This is a genomic window from Cupriavidus sp. 2SB, from assembly GCF_005503625.1.
Classification (GTDB): domain Bacteria; phylum Pseudomonadota; class Gammaproteobacteria; order Burkholderiales; family Burkholderiaceae; genus Cupriavidus.
Genome location: NZ_SCMX01000113.1, coordinates 1 through 15,475, shown reverse-complemented (window position 1 = coordinate 15,475; position 15,475 = coordinate 1). Strand labels below are relative to the sequence as shown.

15 protein-coding genes are annotated in these 15,475 nt (G+C 63.0%); 6 read left to right on the top strand and 9 right to left on the bottom strand.

The window, feature by feature from the left end; translation table 11 throughout:
* Nucleotides 1-122: 122 nt before the first annotated feature.
* From FFS21_RS29925 to FFS21_RS29915, 3 genes are all read right to left on the bottom strand, one after another.
* Complete coding sequence (locus tag FFS21_RS29925) at nucleotides 123-947, bottom strand: DUF2092 domain-containing protein (protein ID WP_137928289.1); 825 nt, start codon at nucleotides 945-947, stop codon at nucleotides 123-125.
* Between the two features lie 289 nt (nucleotides 948-1,236).
* Nucleotides 1,237-1,452: a hypothetical protein gene (locus FFS21_RS29920; RefSeq protein ID WP_137928288.1), complete on the bottom strand. Its 216-nt coding sequence runs from the start codon at nucleotides 1,450-1,452 to the stop codon at nucleotides 1,237-1,239.
* A 232-nt stretch (nucleotides 1,453-1,684) separates the two neighbouring features.
* Entirely contained in the window at nucleotides 1,685-2,599 is a 915-nt protein-coding gene (locus tag FFS21_RS29915) for a LysR family transcriptional regulator (RefSeq protein WP_137928291.1), read from the bottom strand.
* 151 nt (nucleotides 2,600-2,750) lie between these two features.
* On the opposite strand from FFS21_RS29915, the gene FFS21_RS29910 reads away from it, so the two are divergent.
* The 3 genes from FFS21_RS29910 (at nucleotide 2,751) to FFS21_RS29900 (ending at nucleotide 6,178) form a co-directional block, all read left to right on the top strand.
* Nucleotides 2,751-4,199: an amidase gene (locus FFS21_RS29910; RefSeq protein ID WP_137928287.1), complete on the top strand. Its 1,449-nt coding sequence runs from the start codon at nucleotides 2,751-2,753 to the stop codon at nucleotides 4,197-4,199.
* Between the two features lie 24 nt (nucleotides 4,200-4,223).
* The gene (locus FFS21_RS29905) at nucleotides 4,224-5,213 is read left to right on the top strand and encodes a Bug family tripartite tricarboxylate transporter substrate binding protein (RefSeq protein WP_137928286.1); all 990 of its coding nucleotides are present in this window, start codon (nucleotides 4,224-4,226) and stop codon (nucleotides 5,211-5,213) included.
* Nucleotides 5,214-5,347: 134 nt separating this feature from the next.
* Entirely contained in the window at nucleotides 5,348-6,178 is an 831-nt protein-coding gene (locus FFS21_RS29900; protein WP_137928285.1) for an alpha/beta fold hydrolase, read from the top strand.
* Between the two features lie 107 nt (nucleotides 6,179-6,285).
* Here the strand turns inward: FFS21_RS29900 and FFS21_RS29895 are convergent, their stop codons facing one another.
* From FFS21_RS29895 to FFS21_RS29885, 3 genes are all read right to left on the bottom strand, one after another.
* Complete coding sequence (locus FFS21_RS29895) at nucleotides 6,286-7,716, bottom strand: PepSY-associated TM helix domain-containing protein (RefSeq protein ID WP_137928284.1); 1,431 nt, start codon at nucleotides 7,714-7,716, stop codon at nucleotides 6,286-6,288.
* A 160-nt stretch (nucleotides 7,717-7,876) separates the two neighbouring features.
* Entirely contained in the window at nucleotides 7,877-9,508 is a 1,632-nt protein-coding gene (locus FFS21_RS29890) for an ATP-binding protein (protein ID WP_137928283.1), read from the bottom strand.
* 45 nt (nucleotides 9,509-9,553) lie between these two features.
* Nucleotides 9,554-10,228, bottom strand: coding sequence for an alpha/beta hydrolase (locus FFS21_RS29885; RefSeq protein ID WP_137928282.1), 675 nt, complete (start codon nucleotides 10,226-10,228; stop codon nucleotides 9,554-9,556).
* A 234-nt stretch (nucleotides 10,229-10,462) separates the two neighbouring features.
* Between FFS21_RS29885 and FFS21_RS29880 the strand changes: the two genes are divergently transcribed.
* The 3 genes from FFS21_RS29880 (at nucleotide 10,463) to FFS21_RS29870 (ending at nucleotide 13,415) form a co-directional block, all read left to right on the top strand.
* Nucleotides 10,463-10,915: a hypothetical protein gene (locus tag FFS21_RS29880; RefSeq protein ID WP_137928281.1), complete on the top strand. Its 453-nt coding sequence runs from the start codon at nucleotides 10,463-10,465 to the stop codon at nucleotides 10,913-10,915.
* Nucleotides 10,916-11,024: 109 nt separating this feature from the next.
* Nucleotides 11,025-12,167 (top strand): 3-deoxy-7-phosphoheptulonate synthase, encoded by a 1,143-nt coding sequence (locus tag FFS21_RS29875; RefSeq protein ID WP_137928280.1) that lies wholly within the window; start codon nucleotides 11,025-11,027, stop codon nucleotides 12,165-12,167.
* Between the two features lie 165 nt (nucleotides 12,168-12,332).
* On the top strand, nucleotides 12,333-13,415 hold the full coding sequence (locus FFS21_RS29870; RefSeq protein WP_137928279.1) for a porin: 1,083 nt from the start codon (nucleotides 12,333-12,335) through the stop codon (nucleotides 13,413-13,415).
* A 124-nt stretch (nucleotides 13,416-13,539) separates the two neighbouring features.
* Here the strand turns inward: FFS21_RS29870 and FFS21_RS29865 are convergent, their stop codons facing one another.
* From FFS21_RS29865 to FFS21_RS29855, 3 genes are all read right to left on the bottom strand, one after another.
* Nucleotides 13,540-13,677 (bottom strand): SDR family oxidoreductase, encoded by a 138-nt coding sequence (locus tag FFS21_RS29865; protein ID WP_137928278.1) that lies wholly within the window; start codon nucleotides 13,675-13,677, stop codon nucleotides 13,540-13,542.
* A gap of 32 nt (nucleotides 13,678-13,709) precedes the next feature.
* On the bottom strand, nucleotides 13,710-14,699 hold the full coding sequence (locus FFS21_RS29860; protein WP_249359749.1) for an alpha/beta fold hydrolase: 990 nt from the start codon (nucleotides 14,697-14,699) through the stop codon (nucleotides 13,710-13,712).
* Nucleotides 14,700-14,734: 35 nt separating this feature from the next.
* Nucleotides 14,735-15,475, bottom strand: a 741-nt coding sequence (locus tag FFS21_RS29855; RefSeq protein WP_137928277.1) for a catalase, incomplete at its 5' end; no start/stop codon positions are given.

Here is a 15,475-nt window from a genome sequence, read left to right as displayed (position 1 = left end):
CTCCATGACCGCCTCCGCCCGGGCGGGCTTCCGCCGGTGTCATGCCACCCCATGCCACAAGGACGAGCGCGATCGCGCAAACCATCGAGTGCTTCCCGAATGCGTATGTCATCGCGGGCTCCTTAGCGGGACTTCAGGGGAACGAACTCGGCGGGCCTGGCACCCTTCGGCGGCGTGAATGCGAACGTGGCATTGCCAAACTTCGGATTCAGATTCCACTTGTAGTACGTAATGGATTGCGGTCGTGCGTCATCCGCGCGGTTCGTGATGACCAGCTTGCGCGGCAGCGCGCGCGCGCCCGTGGAGATCCAGATCTGCCAGTCGAACTGGCCCTGCCGGAACGCATAGTGATCGCACAGGTCGCCAGCGATGAAATCCTGTCCCGCATTCATTGCCGATTGGATATTGTCCACCGGCGCCGCAGGCGTTCCCCACAGGAAGAGGTCCGCAGACGGCACCTCTATTCCGTAGCGCTCGCCCAATCGATCCACGAGTACATTGAGGTTGTCGCTGAACTGCGCCTGCGAGTAGTACTTCTGCTCGGGCTGGTACAGCGTCACCGTCTTGCCGTCGTAGATCAGGTCACGCTGCAGGCGCGCGCTGCGCATCGTTGCGCGCAGCTTGTTCGGTCGCACGACATCGAGATCCGCAATGGCGGTGTGCTGCAACTTCTGACCATCCTGCAGCACGCGCTCGCCAGTCAGGCTGATACCGACCTCGAACTGCTTGAGCGCTTGCAGGCTCGCCCCCATGTCCTGCAGTGCCTTGATGACCGCCGGGTCCACCGTGCTGGCGTCGGGGCCGGAGGTCTGGGCCTGCGCCGGCTTCTGGGCTGCTGCCGTAGCGGTTGCGGGCGGTTGCTGCGGCGCACCCGTGGTGGCCGGTGGAGCGCTGCTGCAGGCCGTCAGGGCGACGGCGAGCAGACCCATTACCAATAAGCGTGCCATTAGAACACTCCAGACGTTGGTTGGCCGTTGGTTGCAGGCCGCTGCGCTTGCTGCAACCACCTCGGTTCGAGCCCGGACCCGATCCCCCACGAATACTTCCAGCTACGCGGGGCGGGTGGAAGTGAATGATTCCGTCAGGAGTGAATACTTGTTTCGAGAAAACGCACCCGATGTATCGCAATAGGCACCGCCCACAAGCAAAAGTACTGCGTAGACTGCACGCGCTGTTTTTCCGTGGAAGTGTGGCTGGGCTACGGGACTGCGCCTGCAGGGTCTGGACTCCCGCGTCTCACTCTCCGTCGCGCAGCACAACATGCGTCGACGACTCGATCGTGTTGCCGTTCAATTGCACGAGGCCTCGCGCGATCATCGCATCGATGCTGTACCACGGTATCAACTCCTCACGACGGCTTGAGGCGTTGTAGACGCGAACGTATCCCGTGAATTGATGGGAGAAAGCCGATGTCTGCAGTCTCACGTCGTGACCGGCGCGCAGACTCTCCATGACCATCTTCTGACGTTTCGTGAGCTGGTCCGGCCTTTTCACTGGTGGTCGTGCCATCGTTGCCGTCCCGGCATTGTCCAATCAATGAGAGTACCGAGATGCGCTGCGCCCACAATACCTCAGTTGGGGGTTTTAGCAGCCCGGACGCCAGTCTTTCATGAGTCCTGCGCATACTGGCATGGCGACCGTTGCGTAACGCTTCTTTGATCACGATCCTCCGCGCAAGGCACCCCTAGCTCCCCTCCTTGACCAACCGCTCCCGCAAGAACCCCAGGAACGTCCCAACACCCTCCGGCAACACGCGCCCTGCCAGCGTCTGCAATTCGATGACGCGGCTGCTCATGCCCTTCTCGCGGATGGCCGCCGCATGCAGTTCGCCGCGACGCAATCGGTCCCCCACCGTGACGGCGCCCGAGATCGACAGGCCGCCGCCGTGCAATACGAAACTCGTCAGGGTCTCGAAGTGATTCGTGACCAGTACCGGATCGAAGTGGATACCGCGCTCGCTGCAGGCGATGTCGAACAGTTGGCGCACGGTGTTGTCGCCCTCGGGTAGCGCAATCGGATGCGCCTGCATCTGCAACAGCGAAATGCTGCGGAAGCGCGCCAACGGATGATCGGGCCGCATGATGGCGATGACCGGCGCGGGCAACCGGTGCTCCACGCGTATGCCGTGGCCTGCCGCACGGCTGTAGGTGATGCCGATATCCGCATCCCCATGCAGCACGATGTTCGTGACTTCCGATGGCGGTGCCACGCGCACATGGAAGTGCAGTCCCGGATAGTTCTCCCGAAACGCTGCAATGGCGCGCGGCAGGAACTCGATGGCAAAGCCTGCGGACGTGGCAATCCGCACGCGTCCGCGCCGCAGCCCCTGCAGTGCAGCAATTTCCGTCACCACCCTGTCCGCATCGAGCGCGCCGCGTAGCGCGAAGGCGGCAAGCAGTTCGCCCGCGGCGCTCGGCACCATGCCGCGCGGGCGGCGGTCGAACAAGGGCACGCCAAGCACTTCCTCCAGCACCGCCACCTGGCGGCTCACGGCAGACACCGTGACATTGAGCCGCTTGGCGGCATCGGTCAGCGACCCGCTCCGCACGACTTCCAGGAAATACCGCAGCGATGTGTCCTGCAGGCGTTGCGACAACAGCATCTGGTCCCCTTTGAACAAGCGCTCGCAGCGAGCCCGGCGGGTCGCTTTGCGTTTTACGCAACGATATCTGCAAAAAACAGCGATTGTCGGAAAGCCAGTATGGCTCGTATGCTTTTTGCAACATGACTTGCCCATCGAGGTCCGCACCATGCCGTCCCCCTTGAATCCCATCGTCGAACTCGATGCCGTCGCCTTGTCGCGCACCATCCACGCGCGCGAGGTGTCCTGTGTCGAAGTCCTCGACGCCTATCTCACCCAGATCGATCTGCAGAATCCGCGCGTCAATGCCATCGTCGCGCAAGCCGACCGACCCACGCTGCACGCGCTGGCAGCGGAGCGCGATGACGAACTGCGCCGCGGCATCAGTCGCGGGCCGCTCCATGGCATGCCGCAGGCGCCCAAGGACATCATGCCGGCCGCAGGGATGGTGACCACCAAGGGTTCGCCGATCTTTGCAGGCCAGGTCAGCCCGACCGATGCCGTGATCTACGAGCGCATGCGGGCAGGCGGCGCGCTGTTCGTCGGCCGCACCAATTCGCCGGAGTTCGGCTTGGGGGGCCATACCTACAACCCCGTGTATGGCACCACGCGCAATGCGTGGGAGCCTTCGCGCTCGGCGGGCGGAAGCAGCGGCGGCGCCGCGGTGGCAGTGGCGCTGCATATGCTGCCCGTGGCAGACGGGTCCGACATGATGGGATCGTTGCGTACGCCTGCTGCCTTCAACCATGTGTATGGATTGCGCACATCGTTCGGCACGGTGCCGCATGGTCCCGGCGACGAAGTGTTCTTCCAGCAGTTCAGCGTCGCGGGGCCGATGGCGCGCAACGTGCCGGACCTCGCATTGCTGCTGTCCGTGCAGGCAGGGTTCGACGCCCGCCTGCCGCTGACCCGGCGCACCGATTCATCCGAGGGCTACACCTTGCCCCTCGTCCGCGAATGGAAAGGCACGCGCATTGGCTGGCTCGGCAATCTGGGCGGACAGTTGCCCATGGACCCGGGACTGCTCGACACCTGCGCGGCATCGCTCGCGCACTTCCGCAGCATTGGCTGCATCGTGGAAGACGCACAGCCGGCATTCGATCTCGAAGCGCTGTGGCACGCGTGGATCGATCTGCGCAGTTTTTCCGTCGCGGGTGCCAACAAGGCGCTCTGGGACGATCCGGCCAAACGCGCGATGCTCAAGCCCGAAGCGGCGTGGGAGATCGAGCGCGGACTTGCGCTGACTGGCAACCGCATTTACGAGGCCATGCGCATCCGCAGCGCTTGGTATCAGGCGCTGCGTGCGTTGTTCGAGCAATACGACTATCTGGTGATGCCCGCGACGCAGGTCTTTCCGTTCGATGCGAATTGGGACTGGCCGCACGCCATCGATGGTCGCGACATGGATACCTATCACCGCTGGATGCAGGCCGTCATCCCCGCCACGATGGCGGGGCTGCCCGCACTCGCCGCGCCGGCTGGCTTTGGCGCAAACGGTTTGCCTGCCGGCATCCAGATCATCGGTCCCGCACAGACCGACTTTGCCGTGCTGCAACTGGGCCACGCCTATGACCAGGCCGGTGGCTTCTCTCAAGTCCGCAGCCCGTTGCTGCGCTGAAGTCTCAAAATCGAACTCACTGCCATGAGGACCTTGCCCCCTATGAAGCCGCTTCTCGCATGCGTTGGACTGACGATGGCGCTGTGCGCGCCCCACGCTGGTGCGCAATCGTCGCCCTATCCCGACAAGCCGATCCGGCTCATCGTGCCTTTTGCTGCGGGCGGCGCCACCGATGTGCTGGGGCGATTGCTGGCGGTCGGCCTCGGCCAGAAACTGGGCCAATCGGTAGTCGTCGAGAACAAGCCCGGTGCCAGTACCATCGTCGGTGCCACTCAGGTTGCCAGGTCGGCTCCCGATGGCTACACGCTGCTGCTGGCCGCGAGCACCACGCTCACGCTGAATCCGGCCATCCGTGCCAACCTGGCCTATGACCCAATCAAGAGCTTTACGCCGATCGGACTGGTAGCGGACATGAGCCTTGTGCTGGTGGCCAATCCCGATACGCACCTGAACTCCGTCAAGGATCTGGCGACACAAAGCCAGGCGCAACCGGACAAGTTCTCGTATGGCTCCTTCGGCAGTGGCTCTTCCGTGCATTTCGGCGCGGAGATGCTGAAATCCACGGCGGGCATCCGCATGGTGCACGTGCCCTTCAACGGCAGCGCGCCGAGCCTCACCGCACTGGTAGGCGGACAGGTACAAGTGGCAGTGGATACCGTGGTGGCCAGCCTCCCGCTTATCAAGGCTGGCAAGATCAAGCCGCTCGCGGTGCTGTCCGCGCAACGCCTTCCCGCGCTGCCGCAAGTGCCGACGGTTGCGGAGAGCGGTTATCCCGGCTTCCAGATGGGCACATGGTTCGCGCTGATGGCGCCTGCGGGATTGCCCGCACCCGTGCAGCAGAAGCTGGAGAAGGCACTGGCCGAGGTAGCCACCGCGCCCGCCACGCAGGCACGCATGGTGGAACTTGCCCTCACGCCCGCCTATGGCAACGGCGCCGCCGTGCAGGCGCGCGTGGAGCGGGAACTTCCCGGCATGCGGGCCGTGGCAGCACGCGCCGAAATACGGGCGGAGTAATCCCCGCAGTCCCCTCGAAAAATTCCAGCCAGATCCTCGCTTCGATCCTACAGTGGTGGTTGGCCCGGGCGCGGCACGCCGGGCCAGCAGTTCGTCAACGAATGCCCGATGGGCACCAACATGGAGAAGCGAACATGGGATATGTCACAACGAAGGACGGCGTCGAGATTTTCTACAAGGATTGGGGCCCGCGCGACGCGCAAGTGATCTTCTTCCATCACGGCTGGCCGCTCAGTGCCGACGACTGGGACGCCCAGATGCTGTTCTTCCTTGCCAACGGCTATCGCGTGATCGCCCATGACCGCCGGGGACATGGACGCTCCAGCCAGGTCTGGGACGGACACGACATGGATCACTACGCCGACGACGTGGCAGCCGTGGTCAAGCACCTCGACGTAAAGAAAGCCGTACATGTGGGCCACTCCACAGGCGGTGGCGAAGTGATCCACTACGTGGCGCGCCATGGCGAAGAACGCGTGGCCAAGGCCGTGCTCGTCAGCGCCGTGCCGCCGCTGATGGTGAAGACAGAAGCCAATCCGGGCGGCCTGCCCAAGGATGTATTCGACGGCTTCCAGTCCCAGCTTGCCGCGAATCGCGCTCAGTTCTATCTCGACATTCCGACCGGCCCGTTCTACGGCTATAACCGGCCCGGCGTGCAGGCCTCCGAAGGCGTGATCCGCAACTGGTGGCGGCAAGGCATGATGGGCAGCGCCAAGGCGCACTACGACGGCATCGTCGCCTTCTCGCAAACGGACTTCACCGAAGACCTGAAACGCGCCACCGTGCCCGTGCTGGTCATGCACGGTGACGACGACCAGATCGTGCCGTATGCCGATTCCGCACCGCTCTCGGCAAAGCTGCTGAAGAACGGCACCCTCAAAACGTATCCGGGATATCCGCACGGCATGCCGACCACACACGCCGATACGATCAACAAGGATTTGCTGGCGTTTGTGCGGGGGTAGGTTTGGTTGACAGCGAGTAGTGCTGAGGCCCGCTTCGATGTTGGAGCGGGCTTTTTGTATTGCGCTCAGAGGTAAAGGTTGTCATATCGACCTTACCGCGCCCCGCATCACGCAGCCAGATTTCCCGACGGTGCCGGCGGCACGCCGTTGCCTCGCGCCACCTTGCGATCGATGCACCAGACCACGAGCAGGGTCACACCCATCATCGGGAAGATCACGCCGAGCAATCCGAGTCCGATCACCCACGCGCGCATCGGCGGCAGGACCGAGGGGTACGACGGCGCGGCAAGTTGCCGGGCTGGCTTTCTCCGCAGCCACATGATGCCGCCCGTGATGGCGAGTGCCATAAGGCCAATGGAAATCGCCGCGCAAAGAATCTGGTTCGCGATTCCGAAGTAACGTCCCATGTGAAGCGCCGTGCCGTAAGACACGGCCTTGGCGACCGCGCCATAGTCGTCGAACCTGATGTCTCGCACTACCTCTGCGCTGTGCTGGTCGATATGCAAGGTCCGTTCTCCTTGCGGATCACCAGGGAAGCAGGAGACCGTGTAGACAGCGTGCGCCGTCGCCGGTAGTGCAACCTGACACCCCTGCACGGCGCCACGCTGTGTGGCGATATCCACGACTTGTGCGAGGCCGATGCCGCTGTGTCCGGACGAACCCACAGGCACCGGGAGTTGGCCCGTCGCCCAAGGCAGTTCACCCAGGGGAAGATCGTCCATCTTCTGCGCCTGTGCACCATGACCGGCATGTTCGCCGTGATGTTGATGCGCCGTGCTGGCCGGTGCATGCTGGTGCGAGTTCTGTCCCGCAGCCGGTCGCCCGAGGTTCGCGGCGGTGGTAATCGCCTTGAATTGCTGCCCCCACAAGGCCGTCCACGGCAATCCCGACAGCACGAAGGCAAGCGCGCCAAGCGCGAGCCAACCGCCCAGCAGCAGATGGATTTCCTTCCACCAGCCACGCTTGCCAGTCGCCTTTTTCAGTGTGAACGCGCGCAAACCCGACTGACGCAATCGCGGCCACCACATCGCCAGGCCCGTCGCGATCATCACCAGTGTCCAGCAGCCGGCAAGCTCCATGAGGAACTCTCCCGGCTTGCCCACCAGCAAGGCGCGATGAATCATTCGCACCTGCTTCATCAAACGATCTTCCACGCTCAAACTGCCGAGAAGATCGCCTGAGTACGGATTCATGTACAGGCTTTCGCTCTTGCCCGATGGCAGCCGAAAGATGAACTCGGCACTCGCGTCCGGACGCGTTCCAATGGCATAGCTCGTCGCAATTGCCCCCGCCGGCGCTGCCGCCCGGGCGCGATTGAGCAGCGCGTCGGCGGTCATCGGCTGGCCGGCAGGCTCGACCTTGAGCAAGGTCGGATAGAGCAGCGGCTCGATCTGCGGCTGAAAACAATAGATCGTGCCGGTGATGGCCAGTACGATCAGGAACGGCATGACGAACAGGCCGGCATAGAAATGCCAGCGCCATAGCATGCGATAGGCGGAAGCTGCGCTAGCGCAGGACGGCGGAACGGGTTGACTCATCTATGGGAACGCGGGGCGACTTGTCCGGGAAGGATACGCTGCCAGGCATTCCGTGCCATGCGACGGAATGTCACATCGCCGATGGCGACACGACGGTTCAGGCGCGTGACGGGTGAGACGAGTGAGACGGGCCGACGATGCAGTCGGCCCGGACATTTCACTAGCCTCCAGGCTCGATGGCGCGAAACTGGGCGCACAGCCGGAACACCTCTTCGGATAGCGCCTGCTGTTTCGCCTTGCCGTAGCGGGCGGCGAGTTTCATGAGTTCCTTGATGTCACGCCCGCTCGCCTTCGGATAGGCGGCGGTCAACGCCTCCACCAGTTCATCGCCCAGCGTGGCGCCGCACTGGTTGGCTTGCAGGTGCCACAGGCGCGCCGCATCCTCCTTATCCGGCGTCTCGTACTGGATGGTGGCAATGCAACGCGACAGAATGGCGTCGTCCACATCACCGGTACGGTTGGTGGTCATGAACAGCAGGCCGCTGAAATACTCCAGCGTGCGCAGGAACTCCGCAACGATGGCGTTGTGCTCCAGGTCGTTATCGCGGCGGCGGATGTAGACATCGGCCTCGTCGAGCAACAGCACCGCATTCCAGCGCATGGCCCGGCGCAGAATCTCCATGAGGCTCGCACCGACCGATGCGGCCGTGGTACCCAATTGACCGGAATGCACACGGTAGAGCGGCCTGCGGACAACTTCCGCGTACACCTCGGCGGTCAATGTCTTGCCAAGACCCGGCGCGCCCTGGCAGAGGATGGTCGTGCCACCCGATTTGCCCGGCACGAAATCCTGTACCAGCACGTCCATATGCGAGGTCAGGATGTCGATCAAGTCCCGGTGATGGTCCGGCAGCACCAGCTTGTCACGCAGTTCGGGCCGGTACTGATACTCGCTCAGGTGCTGCACGTGCACCCAGATATTCCGGTGCCATTCCAGATGGAACAGGTGTACGTAGCCGTGTAACGGCATTCTCTCGAAGCCAGTAGCGACGCCAGCCCTGCGCCAGAATTCGGCGTCGCATGTCACTTCGAAGCGGCGCTCGAGCCGTTCCTCGTCGTTGATGCAGCGAGCCGCCACGCCTTCGCCCAAGCGAGCCAGCGCGACGGTCCCTTTGCCTTCGACGGTGAAGGCGGCCCCTGCCGCGATGTATTGCGCACCGAAGCTGCGCTGATAGCGCACGAAGCGTTGCGCGTGTCGTTCGTATTCCTGCCGGAATTCCGCGCATTCCTTGAAGAAGCCGAAATCCGCGAGGAGTTGCGGAATGGTACGGTCCACGATCTCGTCACGCGTGACGATGATCGAAGTGGTCATGCCTCCCCTGCGACGTGCCGGGTCGGTCAGCTCCGAGTTGGCGGACAGCATGGTATTCGCCAACAGGTCGATGGCCACGTAGGACATGCCCTGCTCGGGCTCGACATGACGAATGCGATGAACCAGCCACGGCAGCAGTACGCCATCGCGGCTGCGCTGATACAGCCAGCCATCGATGACATCGCGCGACAGGTAGGCGACAAGGCCCGCCACCAGCATCTCCAGGCCGGGAATGGTGCGCGCCTGCGGCGCGTTATAGACGTTGTCCAGCGCCAGCATCTGGAACGTCAGTTCGCGCGCGTTCTGCGCCTTGCTCAGCGTATAGAGCGAATTCAGCGACTGTGCGTCAAACAGGCGCGCCGACACTGACATGCTGCCGTGACAGATGCCGTGCTCCTTGAGCTGCCGGGCCAACGGGGACTCGGCTTCAACCATGGCAAGCAGCGGGTGGATCAGGGACTGCGGAATCTCGATGTTCATGGGTTGCACTCCGTTAGCGGCAAATCCCAGGGCTGGTGCCGAACGCTATGTCAGGAAAAAGCGGATGGCCTCGGCCACGATCGGCGGCTGGATCGCATGCGTGCCGTTGAATTCGACATATTCGACGTCGTAACCGGCAGCCCTTAGCTTGGCGGCATTGGGGCGACCGCTTGTCTGCACGGGCAACTGCTCGTCAACCAGCCCATGCGCAATGAAGACCTTGGGCGAACCCTCCTGCATGAAAACGGACATGAACCCGCCGGAGAAAGCGATGACGTGGCTGGCGATATCGCCATTGGTGATACCTATCGAAAGCGCGTAGCTCGCGCCATCCGAAAAGCCCGCGAACGCTAGGCGGTCGCGGCGAATCCGGTAGCGAGCCGAGACCGCGACCAGCGCCTGCTGCAGCTTCTCCAGATCGGGGCCATTGCCGCCAATGACGATGTCCCATGTAGGAAAAGTCGAATGCGGCGCCAGCACCAGGAAGCCATGCGCGTCGGCATGCGGCTCGATAAACGGCAACACTTTTTCTGGAAAGCCGCCCGCGCCGTGAAACATCACCAGCAATGGCACGGGGTCCGAGCCCAGGCCCGCCGGAACGTACAGGATGGCATCGCGCTCGTCGGCAATGTGAAGCGCGTGACGGCCCGGGGGCAACGGGTCCTGCGACGGCTCGGCATGCGCAAAAGTCATCCGGCCCAGCAGAGAAGGATCGAACATGGCAGCGGCAGCGTGAAATGGTGGTATGTAATATATCACCGTTCTTGTGCATGTGGCGTATCGCGTCTCTGTTCGCGACAGCGCGTAGCGAGAGACGCTCTCGTCCTTTTCGTCCTTGCCCGCAAGCCGATAGGCACTGTATATTTATACAGTTATCGTTGCCGCCGGGCATGCTGACTGGTGAAGCCAGCCTCGCGCGGTGTCCGTTTTCTCTTCTACCTCGAAAAGCCAATCATGTTCGTGGACCGCTCCGAAATCATCAACGCCGCCAAGGCACTGCGCGCCAGCCAGGAAGAAGCCCGGTACAGCAAACTCGTCGCGCTTGCGAACAAGCAGCTCAAGGCCATGCAGACTGCAATCCAGAAGGGCAAGGAAGAGTTCGAGACCCGACTGGTACTCGACATCAACGAAGAGAATCCGCAAGCCGCGCTGGAACCGCGCGCGCATCGGCTAGCCAACGACCTCAGATCGCAGGGCTACACCGCAACGGTGACCACGTTTGCCGAGGTCAGCACCGACCGCAAGGACTGGACACCGAATATCACGGTCGTCATCGGTCTCGGTCTGGGCGATGTGGTTTCCGAAGTGGACAACGTGACAGATGCCGCCAAGGTGGAAGCGGAAAGCACGGTGACCAACAAGCCGGAGGTCGCGTGGGCTCGCGAAGCGGTCACTGAAGTGGCCTGACAGCCGGCGGGCAATCCGGGAGAAGGCCCCGCATCGATCGGCTACTGCTCCTGAGCTAGACTCTCCCTCCTGACCCGCCGCATTTTTCAAGATCATCAGGAGTGTCGCCATGAATACCCCACAACACACACTGCCCGCCGTCACCGACGGCAGGCTGGCGCCGCCCGATTGCACCGGGCTCACGGATGATGCGCATGTGGAAGACATCATTCCCCTGCCTCCGCCCGAACATCTGATCCGCTTCTTTCCCATTCGTGGCACCCCTGTGGAATCGCTGGTCACCCAGACGCGCCAGCGCATTGCGCGCATTCTGCACCGCGAGGATGACCGGCTGCTGGTCATCATGGGACCCTGTTCGATTCACGATCCGCAGGCAGCGCTGGAATATGCGAAGCGATTGATGGCGCAGCGTCGGCACTACGCCGACACGCTGGAAGTCGTGATGCGCGTGTACTTCGAAAAGCCACGCACCACGGTGGGCTGGAAGGGGCTCATCAACGATCCGTACCTGGATGAAAGCTATCGCATCGACGAAGGTCTTCGCATCGCGCGCAATCTTCTGGTCGATATCAATCGCCTCGGATTGCCGGCAGCAGGCGAGTTCCTCGACGTGATTTCGCCGCAGTACATCGGCGACCTGATTTCCTGGGGCGCGATTGGTGCGCGGACGACCGAGAGCCAGATTCACCGTGAATTGGCGTCAGGCATCTCGGCGCCAATCGGCTTCAAGAACGGCACCGACGGCAATATCAAGATCGCCATCGACGCAATTCAGGCTGCGTCGCGTCCCCACCATTTCCTGGGCGTACACAAGAACGGCCAGGTGGCAACCGTGCACACCCGGGGCAATCCAGACTGCCACGTCATTCTTCGCGGCGGCAAGGCACCCAATTACGATGCGGATTCCGTCGCCACCGCGTGCCGGGAACTTGAAGCCGCCGGCCTGCGCAGTTCGCTGATGGTCGATTGCAGTCATGCCAACAGCAGCAAGCAGCATCAGCGGCAGATCGATGTGGCGAAAGACGTGGCACAGCAGGTCAGCACGGGCAGCCATGCCGTCTTCGGCGTCATGGTCGAAAGCCATCTGCTCGCTGGTGCGCAGAAATTCACGCCGGGCCAGCATGATCCGCAATCGTTGACCTACGGGCAGAGCATCACCGACGCATGCATCGGATGGGACGACTCGGCAGCTGTACTCGAAGCACTCAGCAAGGCCATCGAGACACGCCGCGGACTGAACCAGAAATCGTAGCCTCCCATCAAGAGCCAGCGCGGCGTCCATCTGGCGAGCAGGAATGTCGCAACGTGCCGACAGCGACATTCCTGTAATGGATTCGCCATCTCATGGCAATTCGACGATTTCTATACTCGCGCCTCAATTAACAAGCGAATAAAACGCTTTATTTGAGGAGAGACAATGACATTTCGTCGCGCCCCCGTTCGTCATGCCATCGCTGCCGCTGCCGTTGGCTTGCTGGCCGGCACCGCTCACGCGCAATCCAGCGTCACGCTCTATGGCGTGGCGGACGCGGGTATCGAGTACCTCAGCAACGTGCCGTCCGCTTCGGGCGGCTCCAGCCAGGTGCGCCTGACCTCCGGCAACATGTCGACGTCCCGCTGGGGCATTCGCGGCGTGGAGGACCTCGGCGGCGGACTGAAGGCCATCTTCGAACTGGAAAGCGGTATTGCGTTCGATACAGGCGCGCAGAACAACAGCAGCCGCCTGTTCGATCGCGGTGCGTTTGTCGGACTCGGCAGCAAGTACGGCACGGTGACGCTAGGCCGCCAGACCACGCCCACCTACGACACCGGCCTGCAACTGGACCCGATGGGCTTTGCGCCGCGCTACTCGCTGTACAAGAGCGATGACGTACTGGCCGGCCGCGCCGACAACGCGGTCAAGTATCGCGGCAAGTTCGGCGGCCTGACGGCCACCGCGCTGTACAGCACGGGCCGTACCGGTGCCGGCGAAGTACCGGGCAACTACAAGGTCGACCGCAACATCGGCGCCTCGGTGCTGTATGAAGCCGGCGCCCTGATGGTGGGCGCCGCCTACGACGAATTCCAGGGCACCACCGTCGCCACTGCCGACCGCACCGACCGCCGCGCGCTGATCGGCGCGAACTATGCCTTCGGTGCGGCCCGCGCGTTCGTGGGTTACCGCTGGTACAACGGCAACGTCGGCACGCTGCCGAACAATGGCTCGAACCTCTACTGGGCCGGCCTGCGCTATGCCCTGAGCCCCGCCCTGTCGCTAGCTGGCGCGGCGTACTACACCGACACGCGCAATTCCAGCGCCGATCCGATCATGTTCGTCGCCTCGGCCGACTACGCATTCTCGAAGCGGACCGATGTCTACATGAACGTTGGCTACGCACTGAACCGTGGCAATTCCCAACTGGGCATGAACGGCTTCAACTCGACAACCGGCAGCCCGACCAACGTGGTGCCGGGCAAGGATCAGACCGGCGTTGTGATGGGCGTGCGCCACAAGTTCTGACCATCCGCACGTGTCAGTACACCTGCGGATGTAGAGCATCGACACTCTCTCGGTCAACCCGAGCGAGCTTTTCAAGCCTCGATTTTGCGTCGAGGCTTTTTTCGATCCATCGAACAATGGCCGCCTACAGCGTAAGTCCGCCATCGATCGTGATGCTCGTGCCCGTCACGTATCGCGCATCGTCACCCACGAGATAGACGATCAGCCCCGCAATCTCCGACGGCTGGCCAACACGCTTGAGCGGGCTCATCCCTGCGAGCATGTCAATGGCGCCAGCATTCAAATCTGCGGGTGTCAGGCGCCCAGGAAAGCCAGCAGGTCGGCGTTGACCTGGTCGGCGTGCGTCACGCACATGCCGTGCGGCGCGCCCGGGTAGATCTTCAGCGTGGCGTGCTTGATGATCTTGGCCGAGAGCTTGCCGGCGTTGTCGATCGGCACGATCTGGTCGTCGTCACCATGCAGCACCAGCGTGGGCACGTCGATCTTCTTCAGATCGGCGGTGTAGTCCACTTCCGAGAACTCCTTGACGCACAGGTACTGGCCCAGGATGCCACCGGCCATGCCCTGCGCCCAGAAGGCGTCGATGGTGCCTTGCGAAACCTTCGCGTTCGGACGGTTGAAGCCGAAGAACGGCACGGCCAGGTCCTTGTAGAACTGCGAGCGGTTATCGGCCACACCCTTGCGGATGCCGTCGAACACTTCGATGGGCAGGCCGTTCGGGTACGCGGCGCTCTTGGCCATGGTCGGCGGCACGGCGCCGATCAGCACGGCCTTGGCCACGCGCTTGGTGCCATGGCGGCCGATGTAATGCGCCACTTCGCCACCGCCGGTGGAGTGGCCCACGAGCGTGGCTTCGCGGATGTCCAGTGCGTCGAGCACCGCGCCCAGGTCATCGGCGTACGTGTCCATGTCGTTGCCCTTCGCAGGCTGGTCCGAGCGGCCATGGCCACGACGATCATGGGCGATCACGCGGAAACCCTTCTGCACCAGGAACAGCATCTGCGAGTCCCATGCGTCGGCATCCAGCGGCCAGCCGTGCGAGAAGACGACCGGACGGCCCGAGCCCCAGTCCTTGTAGAAGATGCGCGTACCGTCCTTCGTCACGACGTAGCTAGCCTGGCGGGCATGACGGCCGCCAGCGGGCGCGGCTTCGGCCGCGGACGGGGCCAATGCGCCGACGGACACCACCGATGCGGCGGCGGCACCGACCGTGCTGCTGACAAGCAGCTTGCGGCGCGACGCGTCCAATTGTTCAGCGTTTTGTTGGGGGACGATGTTCGACATGAGCCTTTCCTGAAAAATTGATTCAAGTTGTCTGATTACTTTGCTTCGATCTTCTCGATCGCGGCGGCCACGCCTGCGCCGTAGGCCGGATCGGCCTTCGTGCAATGGTCGATGTGGCGCTGCTGGATATATCGCGACACGCCCTTGATGGCACGCGCCGTGTTATCGAACAGCACCTGCTGCTGGGCCGGCGACATTACGCGGAACAGCGCGCCCGGCTGCGAGAAGTAGTCGTCGTCCACGCGATGGTTCCAGTGGTCGGCGGCGCCTTCCAGCGTCAGCGGCGGCTCGCGGAAGTCGGGCTGCTCGGCCCACTCGCCCTTGGTGTTCGGCTCGTAGGCGATGGTGCTGCCGCCGTTGCTGTCGGTGCGGCCACGGCCGTCGCGGTGGTAGCTGTTGACGTACTTTGCGGCCTTCGGCGCGTTGACCGGGATCAGGTGATGGTTCACGCCCAGGCGGTAGCGCGCGGCATCACCGTACGAGAACAGGCGGCCCTGCAGCATCTTGTCCGGCGAGAAGCCGACGCCCGGCACGATGGTCGACGGTGCGAACGACGATTGCTCGACCTCGGCGAAGTGGTTGTCTGCGTTTCGGTTCAGTTCCAGCATGCCCACTTCGATCAGCGGGTAGTCCTTGTGCGGCCAGACCTTGGTCAGATCGAACGGGTTGAAGCGATACTTGCCAGCGTCGGACTCCGGCATGATCTGCACGCAGAGCTTCCAGCGCGGGAAATTGCCAGCTTCGATCGAATCGTACAGATCGCGCATGTGGTATTC

Bases quoted from the DNA above. Each gene is read 5' to 3' on its own strand.
- FFS21_RS29910 (WP_137928287.1), top strand. From the start codon at position 2,751: ATGCCGTCCCCCTTGAATCCCATCGTCGAACTCGATGCCGTCGCCTTG.
- FFS21_RS29870 (WP_137928279.1), top strand. From the start codon at position 12,333: ATGACATTTCGTCGCGCCCCCGTTCGTCATGCCATCGCTGCCGCTGCC.
- FFS21_RS29905 (WP_137928286.1), top strand. From the start codon at position 4,224: ATGAGGACCTTGCCCCCTATGAAGCCGCTTCTCGCATGCGTTGGACTG.
- FFS21_RS29920 (WP_137928288.1), bottom strand. From the start codon at position 1,452: ATGGAGAGTCTGCGCGCCGGTCACGACGTGAGACTGCAGACATCGGCT.
- FFS21_RS29865 (WP_137928278.1), bottom strand. From the start codon at position 13,677: ATGCTCGCAGGGATGAGCCCGCTCAAGCGTGTTGGCCAGCCGTCGGAG.
- FFS21_RS29885 (WP_137928282.1), bottom strand. From the start codon at position 10,228: ATGTTCGATCCTTCTCTGCTGGGCCGGATGACTTTTGCGCATGCCGAG.
- FFS21_RS29925 (WP_137928289.1), bottom strand. From the start codon at position 947: ATGGCACGCTTATTGGTAATGGGTCTGCTCGCCGTCGCCCTGACGGCC.
- FFS21_RS29875 (WP_137928280.1), top strand. From the start codon at position 11,025: ATGAATACCCCACAACACACACTGCCCGCCGTCACCGACGGCAGGCTG.
- FFS21_RS29900 (WP_137928285.1), top strand. From the start codon at position 5,348: ATGGGATATGTCACAACGAAGGACGGCGTCGAGATTTTCTACAAGGAT.
- FFS21_RS29880 (WP_137928281.1), top strand. From the start codon at position 10,463: ATGTTCGTGGACCGCTCCGAAATCATCAACGCCGCCAAGGCACTGCGC.
- FFS21_RS29860 (WP_249359749.1), bottom strand. From the start codon at position 14,699: ATGTCGAACATCGTCCCCCAACAAAACGCTGAACAATTGGACGCGTCG.
- FFS21_RS29895 (WP_137928284.1), bottom strand. From the start codon at position 7,716: ATGAGTCAACCCGTTCCGCCGTCCTGCGCTAGCGCAGCTTCCGCCTAT.
- FFS21_RS29890 (WP_137928283.1), bottom strand. From the start codon at position 9,508: ATGAACATCGAGATTCCGCAGTCCCTGATCCACCCGCTGCTTGCCATG.